At 66.6% G+C, this 19,235-nt stretch carries 16 protein-coding genes; 5 read left to right on the top strand and 11 right to left on the bottom strand.

Annotated elements, in window-relative coordinates:
• Window positions 1-72: 72 nt before the first annotated feature.
• From G6N75_RS06595 to G6N75_RS06550, 10 genes are all read right to left on the bottom strand, one after another.
• Entirely contained in the window at window positions 73-1,767 is a 1,695-nt protein-coding gene (locus G6N75_RS06595; protein WP_165347560.1) for a SulP family inorganic anion transporter, read from the bottom strand.
• A 28-nt stretch (window positions 1,768-1,795) separates the two neighbouring features.
• A complete protein-coding gene (locus G6N75_RS06590; protein ID WP_165347559.1) occupies window positions 1,796-2,659 on the bottom strand; it encodes a YihY/virulence factor BrkB family protein in 864 nt (287 codons plus the stop codon).
• A gap of 64 nt (window positions 2,660-2,723) precedes the next feature.
• Window positions 2,724-3,101 (bottom strand): SHOCT domain-containing protein, encoded by a 378-nt coding sequence (locus G6N75_RS06585; protein ID WP_165347558.1) that lies wholly within the window; start codon window positions 3,099-3,101, stop codon window positions 2,724-2,726.
• Window positions 3,102-3,217: 116 nt separating this feature from the next.
• Window positions 3,218-4,378, bottom strand: coding sequence for a hypothetical protein (locus G6N75_RS06580; protein WP_165347557.1), 1,161 nt, complete (start codon window positions 4,376-4,378; stop codon window positions 3,218-3,220).
• Window positions 4,360-5,967: an HAD family hydrolase gene (locus tag G6N75_RS06575; protein ID WP_165347556.1), complete on the bottom strand. Its 1,608-nt coding sequence runs from the start codon at window positions 5,965-5,967 to the stop codon at window positions 4,360-4,362. Before G6N75_RS06575 ends, G6N75_RS06580 begins: the two co-directional genes overlap by 19 nt.
• The gene (locus G6N75_RS06570) at window positions 5,964-6,356 is read right to left on the bottom strand and encodes a DUF1622 domain-containing protein (RefSeq protein ID WP_165347555.1); all 393 of its coding nucleotides are present in this window, start codon (window positions 6,354-6,356) and stop codon (window positions 5,964-5,966) included. Before G6N75_RS06570 ends, G6N75_RS06575 begins: the two co-directional genes overlap by 4 nt.
• Window positions 6,357-6,423: 67 nt before the next feature.
• Window positions 6,424-7,914, bottom strand: a complete 1,491-nt coding sequence (locus G6N75_RS06565; RefSeq protein ID WP_165347554.1) for an arylsulfatase — start codon at window positions 7,912-7,914, stop codon at window positions 6,424-6,426.
• A gap of 43 nt (window positions 7,915-7,957) precedes the next feature.
• Entirely contained in the window at window positions 7,958-9,373 is a 1,416-nt protein-coding gene (locus tag G6N75_RS06560; RefSeq protein ID WP_165347553.1) for an anaerobic sulfatase maturase, read from the bottom strand.
• The gene (locus tag G6N75_RS06555; protein WP_165347552.1) at window positions 9,370-9,837 is read right to left on the bottom strand and encodes a DUF202 domain-containing protein; all 468 of its coding nucleotides are present in this window, start codon (window positions 9,835-9,837) and stop codon (window positions 9,370-9,372) included. The genes G6N75_RS06560 and G6N75_RS06555 overlap by 4 nt, the downstream gene beginning before the upstream one ends.
• Window positions 9,837-10,337, bottom strand: a complete 501-nt coding sequence (locus G6N75_RS06550; RefSeq protein WP_206202975.1) for a hypothetical protein — start codon at window positions 10,335-10,337, stop codon at window positions 9,837-9,839. Before G6N75_RS06550 ends, G6N75_RS06555 begins: the two co-directional genes overlap by 1 nt.
• A gap of 289 nt (window positions 10,338-10,626) precedes the next feature.
• Here G6N75_RS06550 and G6N75_RS06545 point away from each other — a divergent pair, with 289 nt between their 5' ends.
• The 5 genes from G6N75_RS06545 to G6N75_RS06525 all read left to right on the top strand — a co-directional run bounded on the left by G6N75_RS06545 (window position 10,627) and on the right by G6N75_RS06525 (window position 18,226).
• Window positions 10,627-11,595 (top strand): LysR family transcriptional regulator, encoded by a 969-nt coding sequence (locus tag G6N75_RS06545; RefSeq protein WP_165347551.1) that lies wholly within the window; start codon window positions 10,627-10,629, stop codon window positions 11,593-11,595.
• A gap of 132 nt (window positions 11,596-11,727) precedes the next feature.
• Window positions 11,728-13,128, top strand: a complete 1,401-nt coding sequence (locus G6N75_RS06540; RefSeq protein ID WP_165347550.1) for a DUF1254 domain-containing protein — start codon at window positions 11,728-11,730, stop codon at window positions 13,126-13,128.
• Window positions 13,129-13,147: 19 nt separating this feature from the next.
• Window positions 13,148-14,620, top strand: a complete 1,473-nt coding sequence (locus G6N75_RS06535) for a DUF1214 domain-containing protein (RefSeq protein WP_165347549.1) — start codon at window positions 13,148-13,150, stop codon at window positions 14,618-14,620.
• A gap of 3 nt (window positions 14,621-14,623) precedes the next feature.
• On the top strand, window positions 14,624-16,558 hold the full coding sequence (locus G6N75_RS06530; protein ID WP_165347548.1) for a PhoX family phosphatase: 1,935 nt from the start codon (window positions 14,624-14,626) through the stop codon (window positions 16,556-16,558).
• Between the two features lie 159 nt (window positions 16,559-16,717).
• Window positions 16,718-18,226 carry a DUF1254 domain-containing protein gene (locus tag G6N75_RS06525; protein WP_165347547.1) on the top strand — a complete coding sequence of 503 codons (1,509 nt, stop codon included), beginning with the start codon at window positions 16,718-16,720 and terminating at the stop codon, window positions 18,224-18,226.
• 34 nt (window positions 18,227-18,260) lie between these two features.
• On the opposite strand, the gene G6N75_RS06520 is transcribed toward G6N75_RS06525, so the two are convergent.
• Window positions 18,261-19,133, bottom strand: a complete 873-nt coding sequence (locus tag G6N75_RS06520; protein WP_165347546.1) for a bile acid:sodium symporter — start codon at window positions 19,131-19,133, stop codon at window positions 18,261-18,263.
• Window positions 19,134-19,235 lie beyond the last annotated feature (102 nt).

Raw genomic sequence — 19,235 nt, 5'->3', positions numbered from 1 at the left:
GGGCGGATTGGAAAGTATCAAGACGCGAACCGGCGCCTGTCTAATACTTTTCTGGTAAACGACTCATAACTTTCATGTGTGCGGCTGCGTCCCGCGAGCAGCGGATTGCGTACGTTCGTAGTGATCCACCGCTTCCTGCAGCGAGTCGAACTTCGGCGGCAGCGGCGCGTTCGCGGCCTGCGTCACCTGTACGACGAGCAGCCAGCCGCGCTCACGGGGATTAACCAGCCAGAGCTCGATACCCTGCGCGCCCAGGCTCCTGGCCGCGGCGAGGAATGCATTGGCTGCTGTCGTGTCGATCCCGGCGGCCGCCGTCGCGTCTATCACGACGACCCGTACGTCGCCACGGGCGGCCGCGAGCTCCTTGAGCTTGCCGGCGAGCTCGCGGGCGTTCAGGAAGACCAGCGGCCCGTACTGCCGCCAGATCAGCATGCCGGGAATCTCGCGTGCCTGTGAATGCTCGGCGACATCGACGAACGCCCCCGTCGGCGTACGCCCCACGACCGCGCACGGCGGCGAGCGCACGTGACGCCCGAGGGCGAACAGCGCCAGGACCGTGCCGACCAGCAACCCGCCGACGATGTCGAACAGCAGCACCGCGAGCAGCACCACGATCGCCAGCAGGCACTCGCCCCGGCGTTGCGACCACAGTCGGGCGAAGTAACCGAAGTCCGACAATCCCAGCAGTACCGTGATGACGATCGCCGCCAGTGCTGTCAGCGGCAGCGTCGCCAGTGCCGGCGTAAAAAAGGCGATGACGACCACGGACAACACTGCGGCCGTGATGCCGGCCGCCTGGCTCCGGCCGCCAGCCTGGATGCTCAGGGCAGTGGCGCTCAGCGAGCCCGCCACGGCATAGCCGCCACCGAGGCCTGCGACTATATTGGAGCCGCCCAGCGCACGCAGTTCGCGATCCAGGTTCAGGTCCTCCCCTGAACGTTCGGTGGCGTACATCAGTGCGCCGATCGACTTGGCGTAGCCGATCACCACGATGGCCAGCGCACCCGGTGCGAGCGTAGTCACGGTGTCCAGCGAAAACGCCGCGACCGGAACGGGCAGCGCCAGCCCCTCGAGGTCGATCGCGCCTAGCACCGCGATGCCGGGGCCGGCGTGCAACCCCAGCACGCTGACCCCCAGCGTCGAGGCCACGAGGACGACGAAGGGTCCCGGTAGCGCCGGCGCATAGCGCTTCAGCGCGACCAGGGTCACGAGCGAAATCATGCCCAGCAGCGCCGTGGGGATATGAATGTGCTGCAGCGAGCGCAGCAGCTCCAACAGCCTCTCCAGAGTGCTGCCTGTTGACAAGGTCAACTCGAGCCCGAGCAGGGTGTCGACCTGCTTGAGGATCGTTACCCAGACGAGCCCTTCGATGAGACCTTTCAGCACCGGATACGGAATGAGGTCCGCGATCCAGCCCATCTTGAGGAACGAGAACCCCAGGTAGAATACGCCAACCAGCAGCGCCAGAGTGGCCGCGAGCTGGGCTGCGGGGACGTCGCTACCGGCGACCAGTGCCAGGGTGCTGCCAGCGAGCACGGCGACAGCGGCATCGGGGCCCGCCACCATCAACCTGGACCCTCCGAACAGCACATAGCCGACAATCGCCAGCGGCACGGTCACCAGGCCGACGACCGGAGCAACGCCCACCAGCCCTGCGAGCGCGATCGACACCGGGGTCAGCAGCGCCCAGATCCCTGCACCCGCCACCAGGTCGTGGCGCAGTCTCGACAAGCGTCCGCCCCCAGGGTTCCCACTCTCCTTGTTCATCGGTGCCTCCTCGATCCCGCCACGGTTCTCAGGAACCAGGCGCATTCCGGGGCCGGATGCCTCCGGCGTAAAACTCGGCAAAAACCCTGGTGAACACGGACCCGAAGATAAAAAACTGGGCCAGGAAATAGATCGCGATCAACAGCACGGCCACGGTGCCAGCCGCTTCGAAGGCGGAGCCGACGTGTCCCCTGGCCAGGTACCATCCCAGCATTTTCGTGCCGGCCAACAGCAGGAAGGCCGTCACGCCCGCGCCGACCAGTGCCGCTCTCCAGCTGATTCGCGCATCGGGAAGGAACCTGAAGGTCAGTGCAATTGCGGTGCCGTAGATGAGCCAGTTCGTGCCGGCATTCAGGTAAGGAACATCCATCTGCAACTGGAGCAGGGAACCGAAGAAGGAAAGCAGCAGATTTGACAGCGAAATGACGAGGATCAGGATCCCGGCACACAAAACCATCGCAAAGGAGATCAGCCGGTTCACCAGGAACGCTTTCGTCTGCCCTTTGGCCGCCGGCGGGACCTTCCAGATCGTGTTCAGGGCGTACTGCAGCTTGAAGAACACCAGCGACGCACTCAACAGCAGGGCCAACGAAGTGACGACAAGATCAATATTGGCGCGACTCGATGATTCCTCGGCAATTCTCTCGAGGGCATCCTGCAAGAACTCAGCGACCTCGGTCCCCATCACGAGCTCGACCCTGGCGAACAGGAACTGTATTGCGGCCATGTCGTCGATGAACAACCGCGCAATCAGGAGCGCGATGTAGAGCGTCGGGACCAGGGAGAACAGCGAATAGTAAGACAGTGCCGCGGCGAAATTATTCGGCATCTCGACGATGTAGGTACGGTAGATCTCCCCGAGAAAATCACCGACCGAGCGTGATGCACTCATGCTTCTGGCGCCCCGCACGGCAGCATGAACTTGTTGTCGAGAGTGGCCATGCGGGCGATACGCGTCAAGCCAACGCCTTGGCTTTCAGCTGGTCGAACTCCGCCTGCGTGATCGTGCCCGCGTCTAACAGCGCCTTGGCCTCGGCAATGTGCGCGGCCGGGGATTTGCCGGCCACATCCTTGATGTAGGCCTCGGTATCGGCCTTGGCTCGCTGCACGCTGGCCTGCTGCCGCGCGGCCATGCCCTCGCCGCGGGTGATGATGTAGATGATTGCCGTCAGGACCGGCAGGAAGATCAGGCCGACCATCCACAGCACCTTCCATCCGCCGCCCAGTCCGCCGTCCCTGAACAGGTCGACGACGATCTGGAACATGATAAGAAGGTACGCGATGAAGAAGAAGCTGGAGACCATTAACCAGAAGACGTCCCAGAAGTTGCTCATAACGATTCCTCATGCTGCAGTCGGCGAAGGGATTGGGGCACGATGCCCGCGAAGGCGATGGCCAATGGCTTATAGATGTAGCGCATATTGCAGACCCCGGAAGCTGGATACCCGGGTCACAGCCCGATCAGACGATTGACGATCTGGTCGATCATCGTCGCCAGGGGATACTCGAGTGCGAGCAGCGGCAGCATCGGTAACAGGGTACTGCCGGCGAGTGACCACAGCATCCTCGGCCCGATCGGAAGTAACCGCATGTTGCGGACGATGGTGACGCTCGTCGAAAGATCGGCCAGCGTCTGGATGTCCGCCGAGCCGAGCAGTGCTTCGTCCATCGAGGTATCCGCGTCGAACCACTTGCGTTGGAACGCGGACGCGTATTGCGCGGCCAGCTCCATGTGATCGTGCAGGCCCTGCTGCCGGCACGCCCAGAGGCGGGGCGCGAAGACTGCCAGGGGTCCAAGCAGCAGCAGGCTGGCACCGAGCAGTATCGCCACGAAGGCCACATACATGAGCTCGAGCGGCACGCGGCCGGCAACGATGTCCTCCGCGAACGAGGCGGACAGCACCGCAGAGATCGCGACGACCAGGGGCAGCAGGTGCAACTGCACGTCCCCGAGGATGGCCAGGCCGCCGCACCCGTCCGCATGGGCCGGCATCAGGCGCAGGTCCAGCCACGACAGGTGCCAGAGCAGGTAGCACCAGAGCGCGAAGCGCCAGATCCACCGGAACAGCAGGAACCGGAACAGCGCCAAGCCCACGACCCACCACCACCAGGCGAGGGATGCGGCGCCTTCCGCAGCGGGGCCGGACGTCACGCCGCCCCAGGGGGTACTCGGGCTGGCGAGCGCCAGCAGTACCGCGGCCGCCAGGCACACCACTTCCGGCACCCAGGCATCCCGCCAGCGCATGATCCGGGCGAGCCGGGTCTCGAACGCAGCCAGCGCCTCGGCCGTGAGCAGTCCGGTTCGCCTGCAGTAGCGGGCGAACCTGCCGAGCTGCGGGTCGAATATCGTCTCGCAAAGGAAAAACAGTGGAATGGCCACGAGCAGGCGCACGTGCGCGCCGATCACTTCCACGGAGAACAGCTGCGCGAGATGGCCTTCCGCGGCCGCCAGCAGCACGCCGATCAGCCATGGCACGAGGCCCAGGACCACGCCGACCAGGACAGTGTTGTTGCCGTGGCGCACTAGCCCTGCGCGGCTGGCGAGCCGATGCAGCGGCCCGCCCAGCAGCGAGAATCCGGCGCCCGGCGAATTCAGCGTTGCGTCGGCCATGCACGCAGCTTCTTCCGCGCGGTGCCGAAATTCCCCAGCTGGTAGACGGCTGCCCCGGCCGGCGAGAACGTGAACGGCTCGAACGGCTCGGCGAGCATGCGGTCGAGGTAGTCGCGGGGTCCGATGCCGATCGTCACGTGCGGCTTGAAGTGGTCGCCGCTCGAGCGCGGCACGAACCCGGCCACGTAGTCGATAACCGCCGGATCGATCACCGGGTCGTCCGGGGTCGTGAAGAAGGCTTCCGGAAATCCGGTTGTCGCCGTGAACGGCGCGACGGCCTCGACCAGCGCCCGCTGCAGTTCGACCAGCGCCGGCACCGGCTTCGCGACGATGCCCGCGAGACCGACAGGGCCGCTCGGCATGTAGTAGTACTTGCAGGCCTCCAGCCGCAGGGCGCCGAGGTCGAAGTCGGCGATCGCCGCGCCGGCGGCTGCGTAAACGCGCTCGAGGTCCGCCGTGCGGACGAAGCGCTGGAGCAGCGTGACGTGGGGATGATGGGTCGCGTCCAGCGCGAAGCCCGGCGGGAACACGGCGCGCAGCCGCGCGTTGTCCTGCTGCGCACGCTCGACCATGGTGGCGTCTGGCTCGAGCAGGATGTTGATCGCAGTGACCGAGCTCGGCTCAAAGGAGAAGACCTGGTTCCAGTCCGCCTTCATGCTGACGACCGTCCAGCCGGCCGCATGCGCCTGGTCGAGCAGCGCCTGGGGGAACGCACCGAGCGACGGCTCGGGCAGCCCCAGTGCCGGGCCGTACGCATATTCGCGCGCCGCGTCGTCGTGCAGGAGCAGCAGTCCGAAGCGCGGGCCCTCCCCGCCCAGCGTGTACTCGATCATGTGCTGGTCGCCCGCCGAATTGCCGAACGCGGCGAGCGGCCGGCGGCCGATGTAATGGTGAATCGCGACGACCTTGTCGGCCTTGTCGTTGTAGAAGCTCAGTTCAGGCAGGCGGGCGAGGACCGGCCGGCCATCACGCACCTCGAATTTCGTCTTGATGCTGCTGCCGATCACCTGCTCGGGCGGCACGCCGTAGACGCGCTCGGCCCACACGCGCATGAACTCCACGCCCCCCGCCGACACGATGAAGGTCTTGAAGTCCTTGGCATGCAGGTAGGCCAGCAGCTCGAGCATCGGCCGATAGATCATATCGGTGTACGGCCTGCCGGTCTCCGGGTGTCGAGCGCTGGCAATCCATTGCTCGACGACTTGTGCGAACTCGGTCGTCGTCATGCCGGCATGCGTGGCCATGACGACCTCCAGGAGGCCCGCCTCGCCGCCGGCCAGGGCGCACTCGAGGTCGCCGCGCAGCAGCGACGCGAACGGTTCGCGGTTCCGCCACTCGGGATGCAGGTCAGCAAGCGCGACGACCCGGTCGAGCGCGAAATACATCTGCACGGGCACCGGCTGCTCGCACCACAGCGTGCCATCGTTGTCGAAGGTTGCGATGCGTTCGGCCACGGGGACGAACGCCGGCGAGTCCTCGCGCGTCACGCTGTCGACGAACGCGATGATGCTGTGCCTGGCCGCCTCGTCGTTCCACGACGGCAACGGGTCCGGCGTGGGCGCGATATGCGCTTCAGGCTGTGCAGTCATATCGCCTTTTGCGTATCTGCGCCGCGATCGGGCGGGCTGGACTGTGCCGCGCGCCGCCTCTTTTCCTCCTGCGCCAGATCGTGCTCGAGGAAGTAGTTGATGAAGGCCCGGATCGCGGCAATGGCGGCCAGCTGCCCGACCTCGTCCCAGCTCGGGGCGAAGGCCGTCTGCACGATGTCGGCGGCGAGCTGAAAGGTCAGCCCGGCGATCAGCCAGCGTGCGAACCGGATGTAGCCGGCGTGGAAATCGCCGCCGCCGGGCGACGGCCGGAACATCGCGCGCACGCTGTGCGCGAAGGCCTGCAGCGTCCCGAAAACAACGACCACCAGTGCCATGGCCTGGATGATCGTGACGACGTGGGCGACGACGATGGCGAGCCATTCGTTCATGGTCGGTCCTTCGGTGCGGGATCGGCTGGGCCCCGGCCGGCAGTCACCGGCCGGGGCGCACCGAGCGTCAGTGGTGGCCGCCGCCGCCGGCGGATTCCAGGTCGCGCATCACCATGTCGAGGTTGAAGGACGCAGGCTTCTGCCTCGGCGGGAACTGCTTGAACGCCTCGATCTGCTGGGCCACGAGTCCTTGCATCGCGTAGATGATGTAGGCGTGCGAGATCAACCAGTCATAGTAAGTGTTCGAGTTCTCGTCGGCCCGCTCGAACGGGTCGCGCCGCAGGTTGAACATCTTCGGGACCCGCAGTTTCACGAACGGCTCCGCCCAGCACGCCAGCTGCTTGGCGCGCTGCTCCATCAGCACGACCTTCCAGTCTTGCATGCGAATCGCCAGGATGTCGCCGTCGTCACTGATGTAGAAGAAGAACTTCCGCGGGCTCTCCTTCACCTCGCCTTTCAGGTAGGGCAGCATGTTGAAACCGTCGAGGTGCACCTTGAAGGTCTTGTCGCCTGCCTTGTGGCCTTCGAGCAGCTTCTCCGTTATGTCGGGCACGCCCGCGGCGGCCAGGAAGGTCGCCAGCCAGTCCTGGTGGGAGACGACGCCGTTGATCACCTTGCCGGCCTCGAACTGGCCCGGCCAGCGTACGAAGCAGGGCACCCGCCAGCCGCCTTCCCAGTTCGTGTTCTTCTCTGAGCGGAACGGCGTGATGCCGGCGTCCGGCCAGGTGTTGTAGTGCACGCCGTTGTCGGTCGAGTACATCACGATCGTGTCGTCGGCGATGCCGAGCTCGTCGAGCTTGTCCAGCATCTTCCCGACGTTCTCGTCGTGCGCGACCATGACGTCGTTGTACTCGCCCTGGCCGCTCTTGCCCTTGTGCTTCTCCGCACAGTGCGTGCGGAAGTGCATCGCGGTCGTGTTCCACCAGAGGAAAAACGGCGTGTTCGCCTCATGCGCTTCGTCGATGAAGCGCAGGGCATGCTCCGTCACCTCGTCGTCGATCGTCTCCATGCGCTTGATCGTCAGCGGCCCGGTGTCAGTGATCGTCTGGCCGCCCTTGCCGTCTGCCTTGCAGTGCAGGACGCCGCGCGGGCCGAAGCGCTTCTTGAACTCCGGGTCCTTCGGGTAGTCCTCGTGCTCCGGCTCCTCCTCGGCGTTCAGGTGATACAGGTTGCCGAAGAACTCGTCGAAGCCGTGCATCGTCGGCAAATGCTCGTCGCGGTCGCCGAAGTGGTTCTTGCCGAACTGGCCCGTGGTGTAGCCCAGCGGCTTCAGCAGCTCGGCGATGGTCGGGTCGTCGGCCATCAGGCCGTTGGGGGCGCCCGGCATGCCGACCTTGGTCAGCCCGGTGCGGATCGGGTTCTGGCCGGTCATGAACGCGGCCCGGCCGGCGGTGCAGCTCTGCTGCGCGTAGTAGTCGGTGAAGGCGATGCCTTCGTTGCCTACGCGGTCGATGTTCGGCGTCCGGTAGCCCATCTGGCCGCGACTGTTGTAGCTGATGTTCCACCAGCCGATGTCGTCGCCCCAGAGGATCAGGAAATTCGGTTTTTTCGCTGGCATGTCTCTTCTCTCCATCGTGTCGTGCGTAAATCGTGAATCGGGGTCAGGTATCGGCCGCGGTGCTCGCCTCACGGGCCATCGCCAGGGGCTGCGTGGCACGGCCCTTCTCGCCGTGACAGAAGCGGAACTTGCGGCCACTGCCGCAGGGACAGGGGCGGTACGGCCCGAGCCGTGCGTCCTGTTCGCGGATGGCGGTCATCACGTCGGCCGGCGCGCGCCCCTGGCGCAGCAGCTGCACCATCAGGTTGAAGGTCGGGCCGACGTGGGTGAAGAAAAGCTCGAGCCCGGGGCAAAGATAGTTCTGGCCCGGCTCGCCGTCGCGCGACAGCGCGAAGCGGTCCTTCGGGCAGCCGCCATTGCACCAGTTGAGCACCTTGCAGTTGCGGCACTGGGCGGTCAGCGTGTCGCGCTTGGCATCACCAAACTTGCGTTGCGCCGGCGAGGCGACCATCTCGAGCATGTGCCGCTCGTGGATGTTGCCGAGCTTGTACTCCGGCTCGACGAAGTGATCGCAGGAGTACAAGTCGCCGTTGTGCTCGAGCGCCGGGCCGTAGCCGCAGGTCGGCGCGTGGATACAGAGCAGGTGGCGGTCGAAGAAGGCTTCCAGCGTGACGTCGAACAGCTGCACGTACACTTCGCCGACGTCGTGGCGCACCCACTCCTCGAAGACGTCGATCAGGAACTGGCCGTACTGCCTGGGGCCCACCGTGCGCTCGGTGACCAGGTTGCCGGTCTGCGTGTACAGCAGGCGCTTCTTGCCGGCCTGCTCGCTCCAGCCCTTGTTGGCGATGGCTATGGTCTGTTCGGTGGCACGCTCGATGATGGGGATGAACTGCACCCACTTCGCGCCGAGCTCGTCGCGGAAGAAGCGGTAGACCTCGAGGCCGTGCTGCTGGTTGGCGGCGTTGACGGTGCAGAGGATGTTGAAGTCGACCTCGTGCTTGCGCAGGAACTCCCAGCCGCGCATCACCAGGTGGAAAGTGCCCTGGCCGCGACGGTCGACACGATAAGTGTCGTGGATCTCGCGCGGGCCGTCCACGCTCAGGCCGACGAGGAAGCCGTGCTCCTTGAAAAATGCGCACCAGGCATCGTCCAGCAGCAGGCCGTTGGTCTGGAACGTGTGCTGCACGACCTGCCCGGGCCGCCGGTACTTCTCCACCAGCTCGACGGCGCGCCGGAAGAACTCGAGCTTCATCAGCGTGGACTCGCCGCCCTGCCAGGCGACCGTGACGTGCGGCGTGCGGTGCGACTCGAGCAGCTGGCGCAGATAGGCCTCGAGGGTGGCCTCCGACATGCGGTGCCGGTCGTTCGGGTACAGCGCTTCCTTCGACAGGAAGAAGCAGTAGGTGCAGTCGATATTGCAGGTGGACCCGCTCGGCTTGGCGAGCAGGTGGAAGCCGAGCGGTGCGTCCGCTGGCAGCAGCGGAGTTCCGCCCCCGGGTGCCCTGGCAGTGGTCATCCGCCGCCCCACGGCAGAGCAGAGGCAGGGAGGCTCAGCAGCACGGCAAAGAAGGCGAACAGTCCGATGACGATCAGGACGCCGGTGATCGCAAAGAGCGACGTGAACGCCGGCTCCGGCTGCTCGCCGGCGATGGCACTGTACGACTTGCTCCAGAGGTAGTCGATCTGCCGCCGATACTCCCAGAGCGAGACGATCGCAGCCGCCACGCCGCACAGGATCAGGGCAAGCCCCAGCCACCACGCGGCATAGGGAAAGCGGAGGTCGTTCACGCGAACCTCGTGGACGCGCTGGATGAACTGGAAGATCGTGAAGCCGAACGCGATCAGCGACACCGACGTGCGCATGTAGGCCATCATCGTGCGTTCGACGGCCAGACGGGTGCGCACCCAGGCGAAGTGACTGTCCGAGGTCACCCGGACTTCGAACTGTCGCCCGCCAGCGCCAGTCTGCCCCGTACTCATCAGGCGAGATCCTTTTGCCGACCGAACCACCAGCGCGCTGCGCGCGCGAACAGCCCTCGCAGGATGACGTAGGGCACGAAGGCGAGCGCGAGCGCGAAGATCACGGCCTCGCCGGGGAAGAAGTAATCTAAAACGATCGCCTGGTAGATGATGTCCATCACCAGTCCGAGCAGGATGATGCGCGACGTGGCGACCAGCGCCTCGTCGAAGCGGGCGCGCCGCTCGGCCGGCTCGGTGATAGCCCCCCACAGAAACGGCGAGCGCCCGGTGCGCGCATCGACCAGGCCGGCCCGCCACGCCGCGATCGCGCCCATGGTCGGCTGCAGGAAGTAGCGGAAGACCATCGGACCGTCCTGGCGCCCGACCAGGTTGTACCAGATGCGGGCACGGGCCTCGGCCGAAAAGCCGTACAAGAGCAGGCCCGCGATCGTGAACATGATGATCAGCGCGAGCACCAATCGAGCGAGAAGCACCTGGGACCGGGTTACTGGCTGAGTCATCGTCCGGGCTTGTCCTGAATCCTGTGTACTGGCCGATTGGGGAGGCCCGTCTTCGCGCGCCGCTCGGTCTCATGAGTTACGGGCGCTGCCGCGGCCGTGCCGCGAAAACGCCACGTATGGGAGGCGATTGCCCGACTTTCCATGAGCCGACAGGCGCCCTTTGCAGTATCGGAACGTGAACTGCGGGCTGTCTAATGCTTTTCTGGTCAATCGCTCATAACTTTTCCGTAAGCCGATGCGCGCGGGAGAAGCTGGTGCATTTCCGTGCCGCGGCTGATACCTTTTGCGCATGCGCTTCAAGCTCCGCCAACTCGCCCACGCCCTCGCCGTCTGGAAACACCACAGCTTCCGGCGCGCCGCCGAGGAGCAGCACATCTCCCAGCCGGCCCTGTCGCGCAGCATCCACAACCTGGAGGAATCCCTCGGCGTGCAACTGTTCGACCGGGAGGCCACCGAGGTCACGCTCACCGCCTTCGGCGAGGTCTTCCTCCACCGGGCCCAGGCCCTGCTGGTCGAGGCCGACGAGCTCGAGCGGGAAATGAACCTGATGAAGGGCCTGGGCGTCGGGCGCTTCTCCGTCGCCATGGGGGCGAACGCAGCCCGGGTGTCCGGGATTCCCGCGCTGGCGCAGCTGCTGGCGGAGCATCCCGGGCTGCAGGTCAGGCTGGAGCACCAGAACTGGCGCGACACGGAACGGCTGGTGCGCAACCGCCAGGTGGACCTCGGCTTCGGCGAAATCGCACACCTGCAGGAAGCGTCGGAGCTCTATGTCGAGTCCGTCGCCCAGCACGAGGTGGTGTTTTTCTGCCGGGCCGGTCATCCCCTGTTGGGCCGGGACATGCCGGTCACTACCGGGGACATCGACGCTTACACCTTCGTCGGACCCCCGGTCCCCTACCGCCTGGCGCACCTGTTCCCGCGCAACGGCACCGTCGATGAGAAAACGGGGGACATTTTCCCGCCGGTGGTGGTCGAGGATCTCAACGCGGTATGCGCTATCGTGGCCGCAACCGACGCCTTCGGGGTGTGCGTTCCAGTGTCCATCGAGCCGCGCCTGCGTAGCGGCGAGATCGCGGTGGTCCCGTTCCGAGCACCCTGGCTGCGGGTGGATTACGGTTTCATCCGGCTCGCGGCCCGCAGCGTGTCGCCCGCCGCGGCGGCTTTCATGGCGCTGGTCCGGGCGGCCGAGCCCGAGCTCGAGCAGCGCAACCGGGCGCTGATGGCAGAGCTGTTCGGTCGCGCAGCCCCGGCGACCTGAGGACCGTCACCCGCCCGCCGCGTGCGGGCCGTGCACGGGCGCTCCCGATTGTGCGGACTCGCACAATGTTCCACGCATCTCTCCCTAGAATCGAGCTCAAACCCACGCATGTGGGCATGGGAGGGTCAAGTCGTGTCCAAGTCAAGAATCCTGGAGGGCTGGCTCGCCGCCGGCCTGCTGGTCGCTGCTGCAGCATTCTCACCGGCGCGCGCCACCGAGCCCGCGCAGGACGAGAACCTCGCCTACACCGTCGGCGTGCAGGCCTACATCAGCCATTTTCCGCTGATGGACCTCTACCGGACGCTGTGGGAGACCTCGTTCGACCCCGGCCGCGGTCATGACCGGACGGTCAACGAGTACTTCGTCTTCGACCGCCTGATCACGAGCAAGGACGACTGGGTCATCACCCCCAACAACGACACGATCTACCTGCGCGCCTTCCTCGACCTGCGCGCCGAACCGGTCGTCCTCGTGATCCCGCCGATGGGCGACCGGCAGTACTGGGTGCCCGTCAGCGACATGCACCACGATTTCGACGCCAACCTGTCGTGGGACACGGTCGGCACCCGCGGCGGCGCCTTTGCCTTGTGCGCGCCCGGCTGGCAGGGCGTGCTGCCCGAGGGCGTGCAGCGGGTCGACATGGGCACGCCGATCATCTGGACGCTGCCCCGCATCGCCGTTGACGGCGACCCGGACCTGCCCGCAGCGGTTGCGCTGCAGAAGGGCTTCAAGCTCGTCCCGCTCAGCCAGTGGGGCGCGGCCAAGGTCACCCGGCCCAAGCCGAATCCGGCCGACTTCCCGCGCTTCACGCGCCACGAACTGACCAACGCGAAGGCCTACTTCACGACCCTCAACCAGGTGCTTCGGCTCTCGCCCCGCCTCGGCAACCCGATGGACGACGCGATGGCCGGCTGGCTGCGCGAGATCGGCATGGACCCGGCCACCGGCTTCGACTGGGACAAGCTCTCGCCCCAGGCGCAACGCGGCCTTGAACGGGCCACGGCAGACGCGCACCGGATCATCGCCCAACGCATGCCGCGGGCCGTGCCTGTCGAGAACAACTGGCAGCTCGCCCGCCTGGCCAAGCGCAAGAGCGGCGATCCCGTCATCGCGGCTGCCGCGTCGATGCTCGGGCTGCTGTGGAACCCGGCCGAGATCAGCACCTATGACGTCGCCTTCGTCGACGGCGCCGGCGTGCCGCTGGACGGCGCCAACCGCTACGTCCTGCGCTACGCCCCGCCACCGCCGGTCGCGGGCTTCTGGTCGGTCACGATGTACTCGGCCGAGAACCAGCTCTTTGTCCCCAACCCCATCGACCGCTACTCGTTCGGCGACCGCACGAGGGGAATCGTGTACGAGGAGGACGGCACGCTCGAGGTCTTCCTCCAGCACGCGGAACCGACCGATCCGAAAGAGCGGGCGAACTGGCTGCCCGCGCCCCAGGGGCGTTTCTACCTGGTGACGCGGCACTACTCCCCGCGTCCGCCGATCCTGACCGGCGACTGGCTGCCGCCGGCCATCACCAAGCGCTGAATTTCACGGAGCTGTTGCCATGAAGCACATGAACCATCTCGCCATCGCCTGCGTCTGCGCAGTCGCTGCATGGGCACCGCTGGCCAATGCGGCCGAGCCGGCCCGCCATGAAACCCGCGCCGGCGTGCTCGAATTCGAAGCCAACGGCTATCCGACCGACGCCACCGTCGAGCGCGTGCGCGAAGAGGTCGACTACCAGCGCGCCGTGCAGGCCTACATCCATTACCTTCCGGCCGTCGGCTTCCAGACGTTTCGCAACGCGCATTTTGGCCCTCTCGGCGGCAAGGCGGGTGACCTGGTCATTTACCGCACCACCGAGCAGAAACTGCCCATCCTGACCCCGAACGACACCACGACCTACATTGTCAGCTGGGCCGAACTGAGCGACACCGGTGGCCTGCTCATGTACGAGGTGCCGCCCGGGCCCACCGGCGGCGGCGTTCTCGATATCTGGCAGCGGCCGGTCTCGGATACCGGCATGGTCGGCCCGGACCGCGGCCGGGGCGGTAAGTTCCTGATCGTGCTCGAAGGCACGCCGGTTCCCGAAAATCACGGGGCCGATTTTGTCATCACTTCCAAGGCCAACACGGTGTTCATCGGCACCCGCATCCTGACCCCGGACCCGGAGGAAGGGGAGCGCATTCTCAAGGCGCACAAGATCCATGGCCTCGGCCAGGAGTCGAAAATCCGCATCTTCGAGGCGCCGAACCGGGACTGGTGGAACTACCAGCCCCGCGGACTGGAATACTGGCGGCTGGTCCACGAGGTACTTCAGATCAATCCGATCGAAGAGCGCGACATGGCCGTGCTGCAGGGGTTGAGGAACCTCGGCATCGAAAAGGGCAAGCCATTCAATCCGACGCCCTACCAGCAGGAAATACTCACCGAGGCGGTGCTGGTCGGCGAGACCTGGGCAATGGGCAACAGCTTTTTCAAGCGGGACCCGGTCAGGCACTGGACCGATGATCCGAAGTCCCAGTGGCAGTACATCCTGTTCATGGAAAGTCCGCTCGACCATATGGCCGCGACCCACATGGAGATTGATGCGCGATCTGCCTATTTCTACGAGGCCATCACCGTCACCGAGGCCAACACGACACCGATCGTCGACGCCGGCATCCAGTACCTCGCTTCGTACAAGGACGACGCTGGCCGGTGGCTGGACGGCGCGAAGACCTACGAACTGGTCGTGCCGAAGGACGTGCCGATGCTGAACTTCTGGTCGGTCGTCCTTTACGACGTCGACACCCGCGGCATGATCATCAACCCGCAGGGCAAGACCGAGGTCAACAGCCGCCAACCGCTGGTCGCCAACGCCGACGGCGCCGTGCGCCTGGTGTTCTCCCCCGAGAAGCCGGACGGCGTGCCCGAGGCCAACTGGATCCAGACCAACCCGGAGAAGGGCTGGTTCACCTATTTCCGCTGGTACTCGCCGACGAAGGCGTTCTTCGACCGCTCGTGGAAGATGGGCAACATCGTCGAGATCGAGTGAGCGATGGCCAAAGACTTCGACTCGATGGAGGACAGCAACCGCAGCGCCAACCCGTCCATCCACGAAGTCTCGGACCCGGCGCGGCGGGTGTTCCTGCTGGGCGGCATCGGCGCGCTGGCGGTCGGCGCGCTCTCGCCCTGGCTGGCCGGCCGGGCTTTCGCCGCCGGCCGCGGCCCGCTGCTCGGCTTCCAGCCGGTGCCGGTGAGCGAGGCGGACCTGGTGCTGGTGCCGGAGGGCTACGAGGCCGTGCCCATCGCCGCGTGGGGCGAGCCGGTCGGCGTGCCGGGCAACATGCCGGCCTTTCGCTGGGACGCGAGCAACAGCGCGGCCGACCAGGCGGCGCAGATGGGCATGCACCACGACGGCATCCACTACTACCCCATTGACGGCAGCAGCACGCGCGGCCTGCTGGTGATGAACCACGAGTACACCGACGACGGCCTGTTGTTCCCGGACGGGAAGAGCAACTGGACCGCGGAGAAGGTCGCCAAGGCGCAGGCGGCCCACGGCGTGGCGGTGATCGAAGTCGAGTTGCGGGACGGCCGCTGGGAAATGGTGCGCCCGTCGAAGTACGCCCGGCGCTACACCGCGCGCACGCCGTTCAAGGTCAGCGGGCCCGCGGCCGGGCATGCGCTGCTGCAGACCGAGGCCGACCCGGATGGCCGCACCGTGCTCGGCACGTTGAACAACTGCGGCAGCGGGATGACGCCCTGGGGCACCTATCTCAGCGCCGAGGAGAACTGGGCCTTCTACTTCGACGGCCCGGCCGAGCGCGGTGCCGACCAGCGCCGCTGGGGCCTGCTGCGGACCGGCCTGTCGCGCTGGGGCGAGCACGATCCGCGCTTCGACGCGGGCCGCCACCCGAACGAGTTCCACCGCTTCGGCTGGATCGTCGAGATCGATCCGTTTGATCCGGCGGCGATGCCGGTGAAGCGCACCGCGCTCGGCCGCGGCGCGAAGGAGGGCGCCTGGGTCGCGACCACCCGCGACGGCCGTGCGGTGGTTTACTCCGGCGAGGACGCGCGCTTCGAGTACATCTACAAGTTCGTCAGCCGCGACCGGATCGCGCCTGGCGGCGCCAGGGCCAACGCCACCCTCCTCGACCACGGCACCCTGTACGTCGCGCGCTTCGACGCCGACGGTACCGGCCGCTGGCTGCCGCTGGTGCAGGGCGAGGGGCCGCTGACCGCCGACAACGGTTTCGCCGACCAGGGTGCGGTGCTGGTCCGCAGCCGCCAGGCGAGCGACCTGCTCGGCGCGACGAAGATGGACCGGCCGGAGTGGATCGCAATCGACCAGGGCGGGCGCACCGTGTACTGCACCCTGACCAACAACAGCCGGCGGGGTGCGCCGGGCCGTCCCGGCGTGGATGCGGCCAACCCGCGCGCCAACAACACCATGGGCCACATCATCCAGTGGACCGAGGACGAGGACTTCGACGCAACCACGTTCTCCTGGCGACACCTGCTGCTGGCCGGCGACCCGGACAACGAGCGGCCGGAGGCGCGCGGCAACATCCGCGGCGACAGCTTCGCCTGCCCCGACGGGCTGGCAATGGACACGCGCGGCGTGCTCTGGATCCAGACCGACATCACCTCCGACGAGAAAGGCCGGGGCGAGTTCCAGGGACTCGGCAACAACCAGATGCTGGCCTGCGACCCGGCCACGGGCGAGGTGCGGCGCTTCCTCACCGGCCCGGTCGGCTGCGAGATCACCGGCCTGACGCTCACCCCGGACGGGAGCACGATGTTCGTCAATATCCAGCACCCGGGCGAGCCCCTCACCCCGCGCGAGGACAACCTCGAGGTGCCCAACCTGCACAGCAACCCGGCGGACCCGAGGAAGTACTCGAACTGGCCCGACTTCAGGCCGGACGGCCGGCCGCGCTCGGCCACCGTGGCGATCCGCAAGCTGGACGGCGGGCCCATCGGCACTTGAGGCGGCGTGTCATGCGCAGGACACGCCGGGGCAAGTCGGAAAAGCTCCGGATTGCGCGCGGCCGAGCAATTTCCCCGAGCGCTGCTCCATAGAATCCGGAGCAGTAGAACCGGCTGCCGCCGGTCATCACCAGGCGCCGCATCTCACGGAGTTGTTGCCATGAAAACCAGGAATCATCTCGTCCTTGCCTGTGCCTGCGCGGTCGCCGCATGGATGGCGCCGGCCAACGCCGCGGACCAGCCCCCCCGCTATAGCGCCAAAGTGCCGCCGTCGATCACGACGCCGGATCAAGCAGAAACCGAGCTATTGGGAACGCTCAGCTTCCGCGACGGCATGCCGAGCGCCGAGACCGCCGAGAAGGCGCATGATTTCCTCACGGTGTCGCGGGGCGTGGAGGCCTTTCTCTCGGGCCTGTCGGCCACTTCGATCCAGGGCATGATGGATGGCTACAAGAGCATCGGCGTCAACCCGGGCGACCTGGTCATCACGCGGTTCATGGACGCCCGCATGTTGTTCCTGACCCCCAACACCTCGACCGTCTACGGGTCGGCCGAGCTGAACGTGGCCGACGGCCCGATCGTGATGGTGGTTCCGCCCCGCGTGCTGGGCCCGGTGATGGACGGCATGATGCACTACATCACCGATGTCGGCTTCGTCGGCCCGGACCAGGGCAAGGGCGGCCGTTATCTCTTCGTGCGGTCGGACTACGAGGGCCCGATCCCCGACGGCTACTTCGTCATCCGCACGCCGTCCAACCGCAACCTCCTGTTCTTCCGGTTCTTCATCGAGGGCGGGAACGTCGACGCGGCGGTGGACTCGGCGCGCCGGGACTTCAACATCTATCCCCTCGCTCTGGCCGGCAAGGCGCCGCCCGTGCGCGTCGTCGATGCGACAGGTGTGCAGTTCAACACCATTTTCAGCAACGACTTTAGCTATTTCGAAGAGCTGAACCGGGTGGTGCAGAACGAACCGCCCGAGCTGTTCGAGCCGCAGCTCTACGCCACCTTTGCGGCGATCGGTATCCGCAAGGGACAGCCCTTCGAGCCCGACGCACGCACCCGGAAGCTCCTGACCGAGGCGGTCGCCATCGGCAATGCGTACGCCCGCGCCATCACCTTTGCGCCGCGGGACTCCGAGCGGCTGCGAGTCTGGCCGGACCGGCAGTACTTCGATTGGAAAGGAACCTGGGATTTCCTGGTGGACGACAGCCTGTCGCTCGATGACCGGACGCGCTGGTACTACAGCGTGACCGGCCACTCGGAATCGATGGTTACGCCGCAGGTCGGCGCGGGCTCGGTCTATCCCTACTTCACGCGCGACGTCAACGGCGACTACCTGGACGGCAGCAGGACCTACAGCCTCACCCTGCCGGGCCCGGTCCCCGCCCGCAATTTCTGGGCCTTCACCGTCTACGACAACCAGACCCGCTCCCTGCTCGAGACCGACCAGCGCTCCGCGGGCATCGACAGCAACCGGGAAGGCCTCACCCCCAACCCGGACGGCAGTTACACTGTCTGGTTTGGCCCGCAACCGCCGGAGGGCCGCGAGGGCAACTGGGTGCAGACCCGGCCAGGCCGCGGCTACTTCGTCATCATGCGCCTCTTCGGCCCGCTCGAGCCGTGGTTCGACCAGACCTGGCGGCCCGGCGACGCCGTTCCTGTCGACTGACAGCGGCCGCTCCCGCCGGGCCCCGGCCTGCGTGTCAGCCGACGCGCAGGCCGGGGTCCGGTGAGTCCGCCAGGCGCCGGCGCAGCATCACGGCGATCAGCAGTAACGGCGCCTGGAGCAGCACGAAGAACGCGCTGAAGACCGCGAACTCGCGCTGCTGGAAGGTCGTCACTGCGAGCAGCGCGGCGATGCCCGCGTTGCGCACCCCGAACTCGATTGCCAGCACCAAACGGTCGCCGGGGTCCAGGCTGAGCACGCGCCCGCTGACCCACCCGGCCAGGAGGGCCAGCAGCGTGAAGCCGGCCGTCAGCACCACGGCCTCGCCGAACAGCGCGGCGACGGCCTCGCGCTGATCGGCGAACAAGAGAGCGAGAAACACCGCGAGCAGGCTGAAGCCGAAAACCCGCACAAGCCGCCGGCCGCGCTCGAAGACAGCCGGAAAGCGGTGCCGCAGCGCCATGCCGAGCGCCACCGGCAGCAGCAGGAACAACACCAGGCGGGCCGTCATTTCGCCCACCGGCACCCGGAACGCCTCGAGCCCGAGCGCGGCGGGTACGAGCGCCGCAAACAGGAGGGGCATCGCCGCCAGGGCGACTACCCCGGAAACCGCCGTCAGCGCAATCGAGAACGCCACGTTCAGCCGGGCGACGGAGCAGTAGTAGTTGGACAGTACCCCGCCCGGGCTGACCGCTATGAGCAGCAGCCCGACCGCCAGCGCCGGATGCGGCTGGAGCAGCCAGATCATCAGCAGCGCCAGCATGGGCAGGAGCACCAGCTGCCCCAGCGTGCCCCCGGCGAGCGCCCGGCGCATGCGCAGCGAGGCGTCCAGTTGCCCGCGCGTGATGTCGGTGCCGACGATGGCCATCATCAGGAACACGATGATCGCGAAAAGGGTCTCGAGCGTCATGGGCGGGATCCGGCAGCCTCCGATGCGCCAACTTTGTCCCGACATTGTGCGGTGTCGAACAATCTTCGGGGTGCCGCTGCCTAGAATCAAGCCGTATCCGCG

The organism is Thioalkalivibrio sp. XN8 (assembly GCF_011058255.1).
Lineage (GTDB): Bacteria > Pseudomonadota > Gammaproteobacteria > Steroidobacterales > XN24 > XN24.
The sequence above is the reverse complement of the archived record's forward strand: the minus strand, read 5'-3'. Positions and strand labels throughout refer to the sequence as shown.

Bases quoted from the DNA above. Each gene is read 5' to 3' on its own strand.
- G6N75_RS06595 (WP_165347560.1), bottom strand. From the start codon at position 1,767: ATGAACAAGGAGAGTGGGAACCCTGGGGGCGGACGCTTGTCGAGACTG.
- G6N75_RS06590 (WP_165347559.1), bottom strand. From the start codon at position 2,659: ATGAGTGCATCACGCTCGGTCGGTGATTTTCTCGGGGAGATCTACCGT.
- G6N75_RS06585 (WP_165347558.1), bottom strand. From the start codon at position 3,101: ATGAGCAACTTCTGGGACGTCTTCTGGTTAATGGTCTCCAGCTTCTTC.
- G6N75_RS06580 (WP_165347557.1), bottom strand. From the start codon at position 4,378: ATGGCCGACGCAACGCTGAATTCGCCGGGCGCCGGATTCTCGCTGCTG.
- G6N75_RS06575 (WP_165347556.1), bottom strand. From the start codon at position 5,967: ATGACTGCACAGCCTGAAGCGCATATCGCGCCCACGCCGGACCCGTTG.
- G6N75_RS06570 (WP_165347555.1), bottom strand. From the start codon at position 6,356: ATGAACGAATGGCTCGCCATCGTCGTCGCCCACGTCGTCACGATCATC.
- G6N75_RS06565 (WP_165347554.1), bottom strand. From the start codon at position 7,914: ATGCCAGCGAAAAAACCGAATTTCCTGATCCTCTGGGGCGACGACATC.
- G6N75_RS06560 (WP_165347553.1), bottom strand. From the start codon at position 9,373: ATGACCACTGCCAGGGCACCCGGGGGCGGAACTCCGCTGCTGCCAGCG.
- G6N75_RS06555 (WP_165347552.1), bottom strand. From the start codon at position 9,837: ATGAGTACGGGGCAGACTGGCGCTGGCGGGCGACAGTTCGAAGTCCGG.
- G6N75_RS06550 (WP_206202975.1), bottom strand. From the start codon at position 10,337: ATGACTCAGCCAGTAACCCGGTCCCAGGTGCTTCTCGCTCGATTGGTG.
- G6N75_RS06545 (WP_165347551.1), top strand. From the start codon at position 10,627: ATGCGCTTCAAGCTCCGCCAACTCGCCCACGCCCTCGCCGTCTGGAAA.
- G6N75_RS06535 (WP_165347549.1), top strand. From the start codon at position 13,148: ATGAAGCACATGAACCATCTCGCCATCGCCTGCGTCTGCGCAGTCGCT.
- G6N75_RS06530 (WP_165347548.1), top strand. From the start codon at position 14,624: ATGGCCAAAGACTTCGACTCGATGGAGGACAGCAACCGCAGCGCCAAC.
- G6N75_RS06525 (WP_165347547.1), top strand. From the start codon at position 16,718: ATGAAAACCAGGAATCATCTCGTCCTTGCCTGTGCCTGCGCGGTCGCC.
- G6N75_RS06520 (WP_165347546.1), bottom strand. From the start codon at position 19,133: ATGACGCTCGAGACCCTTTTCGCGATCATCGTGTTCCTGATGATGGCC.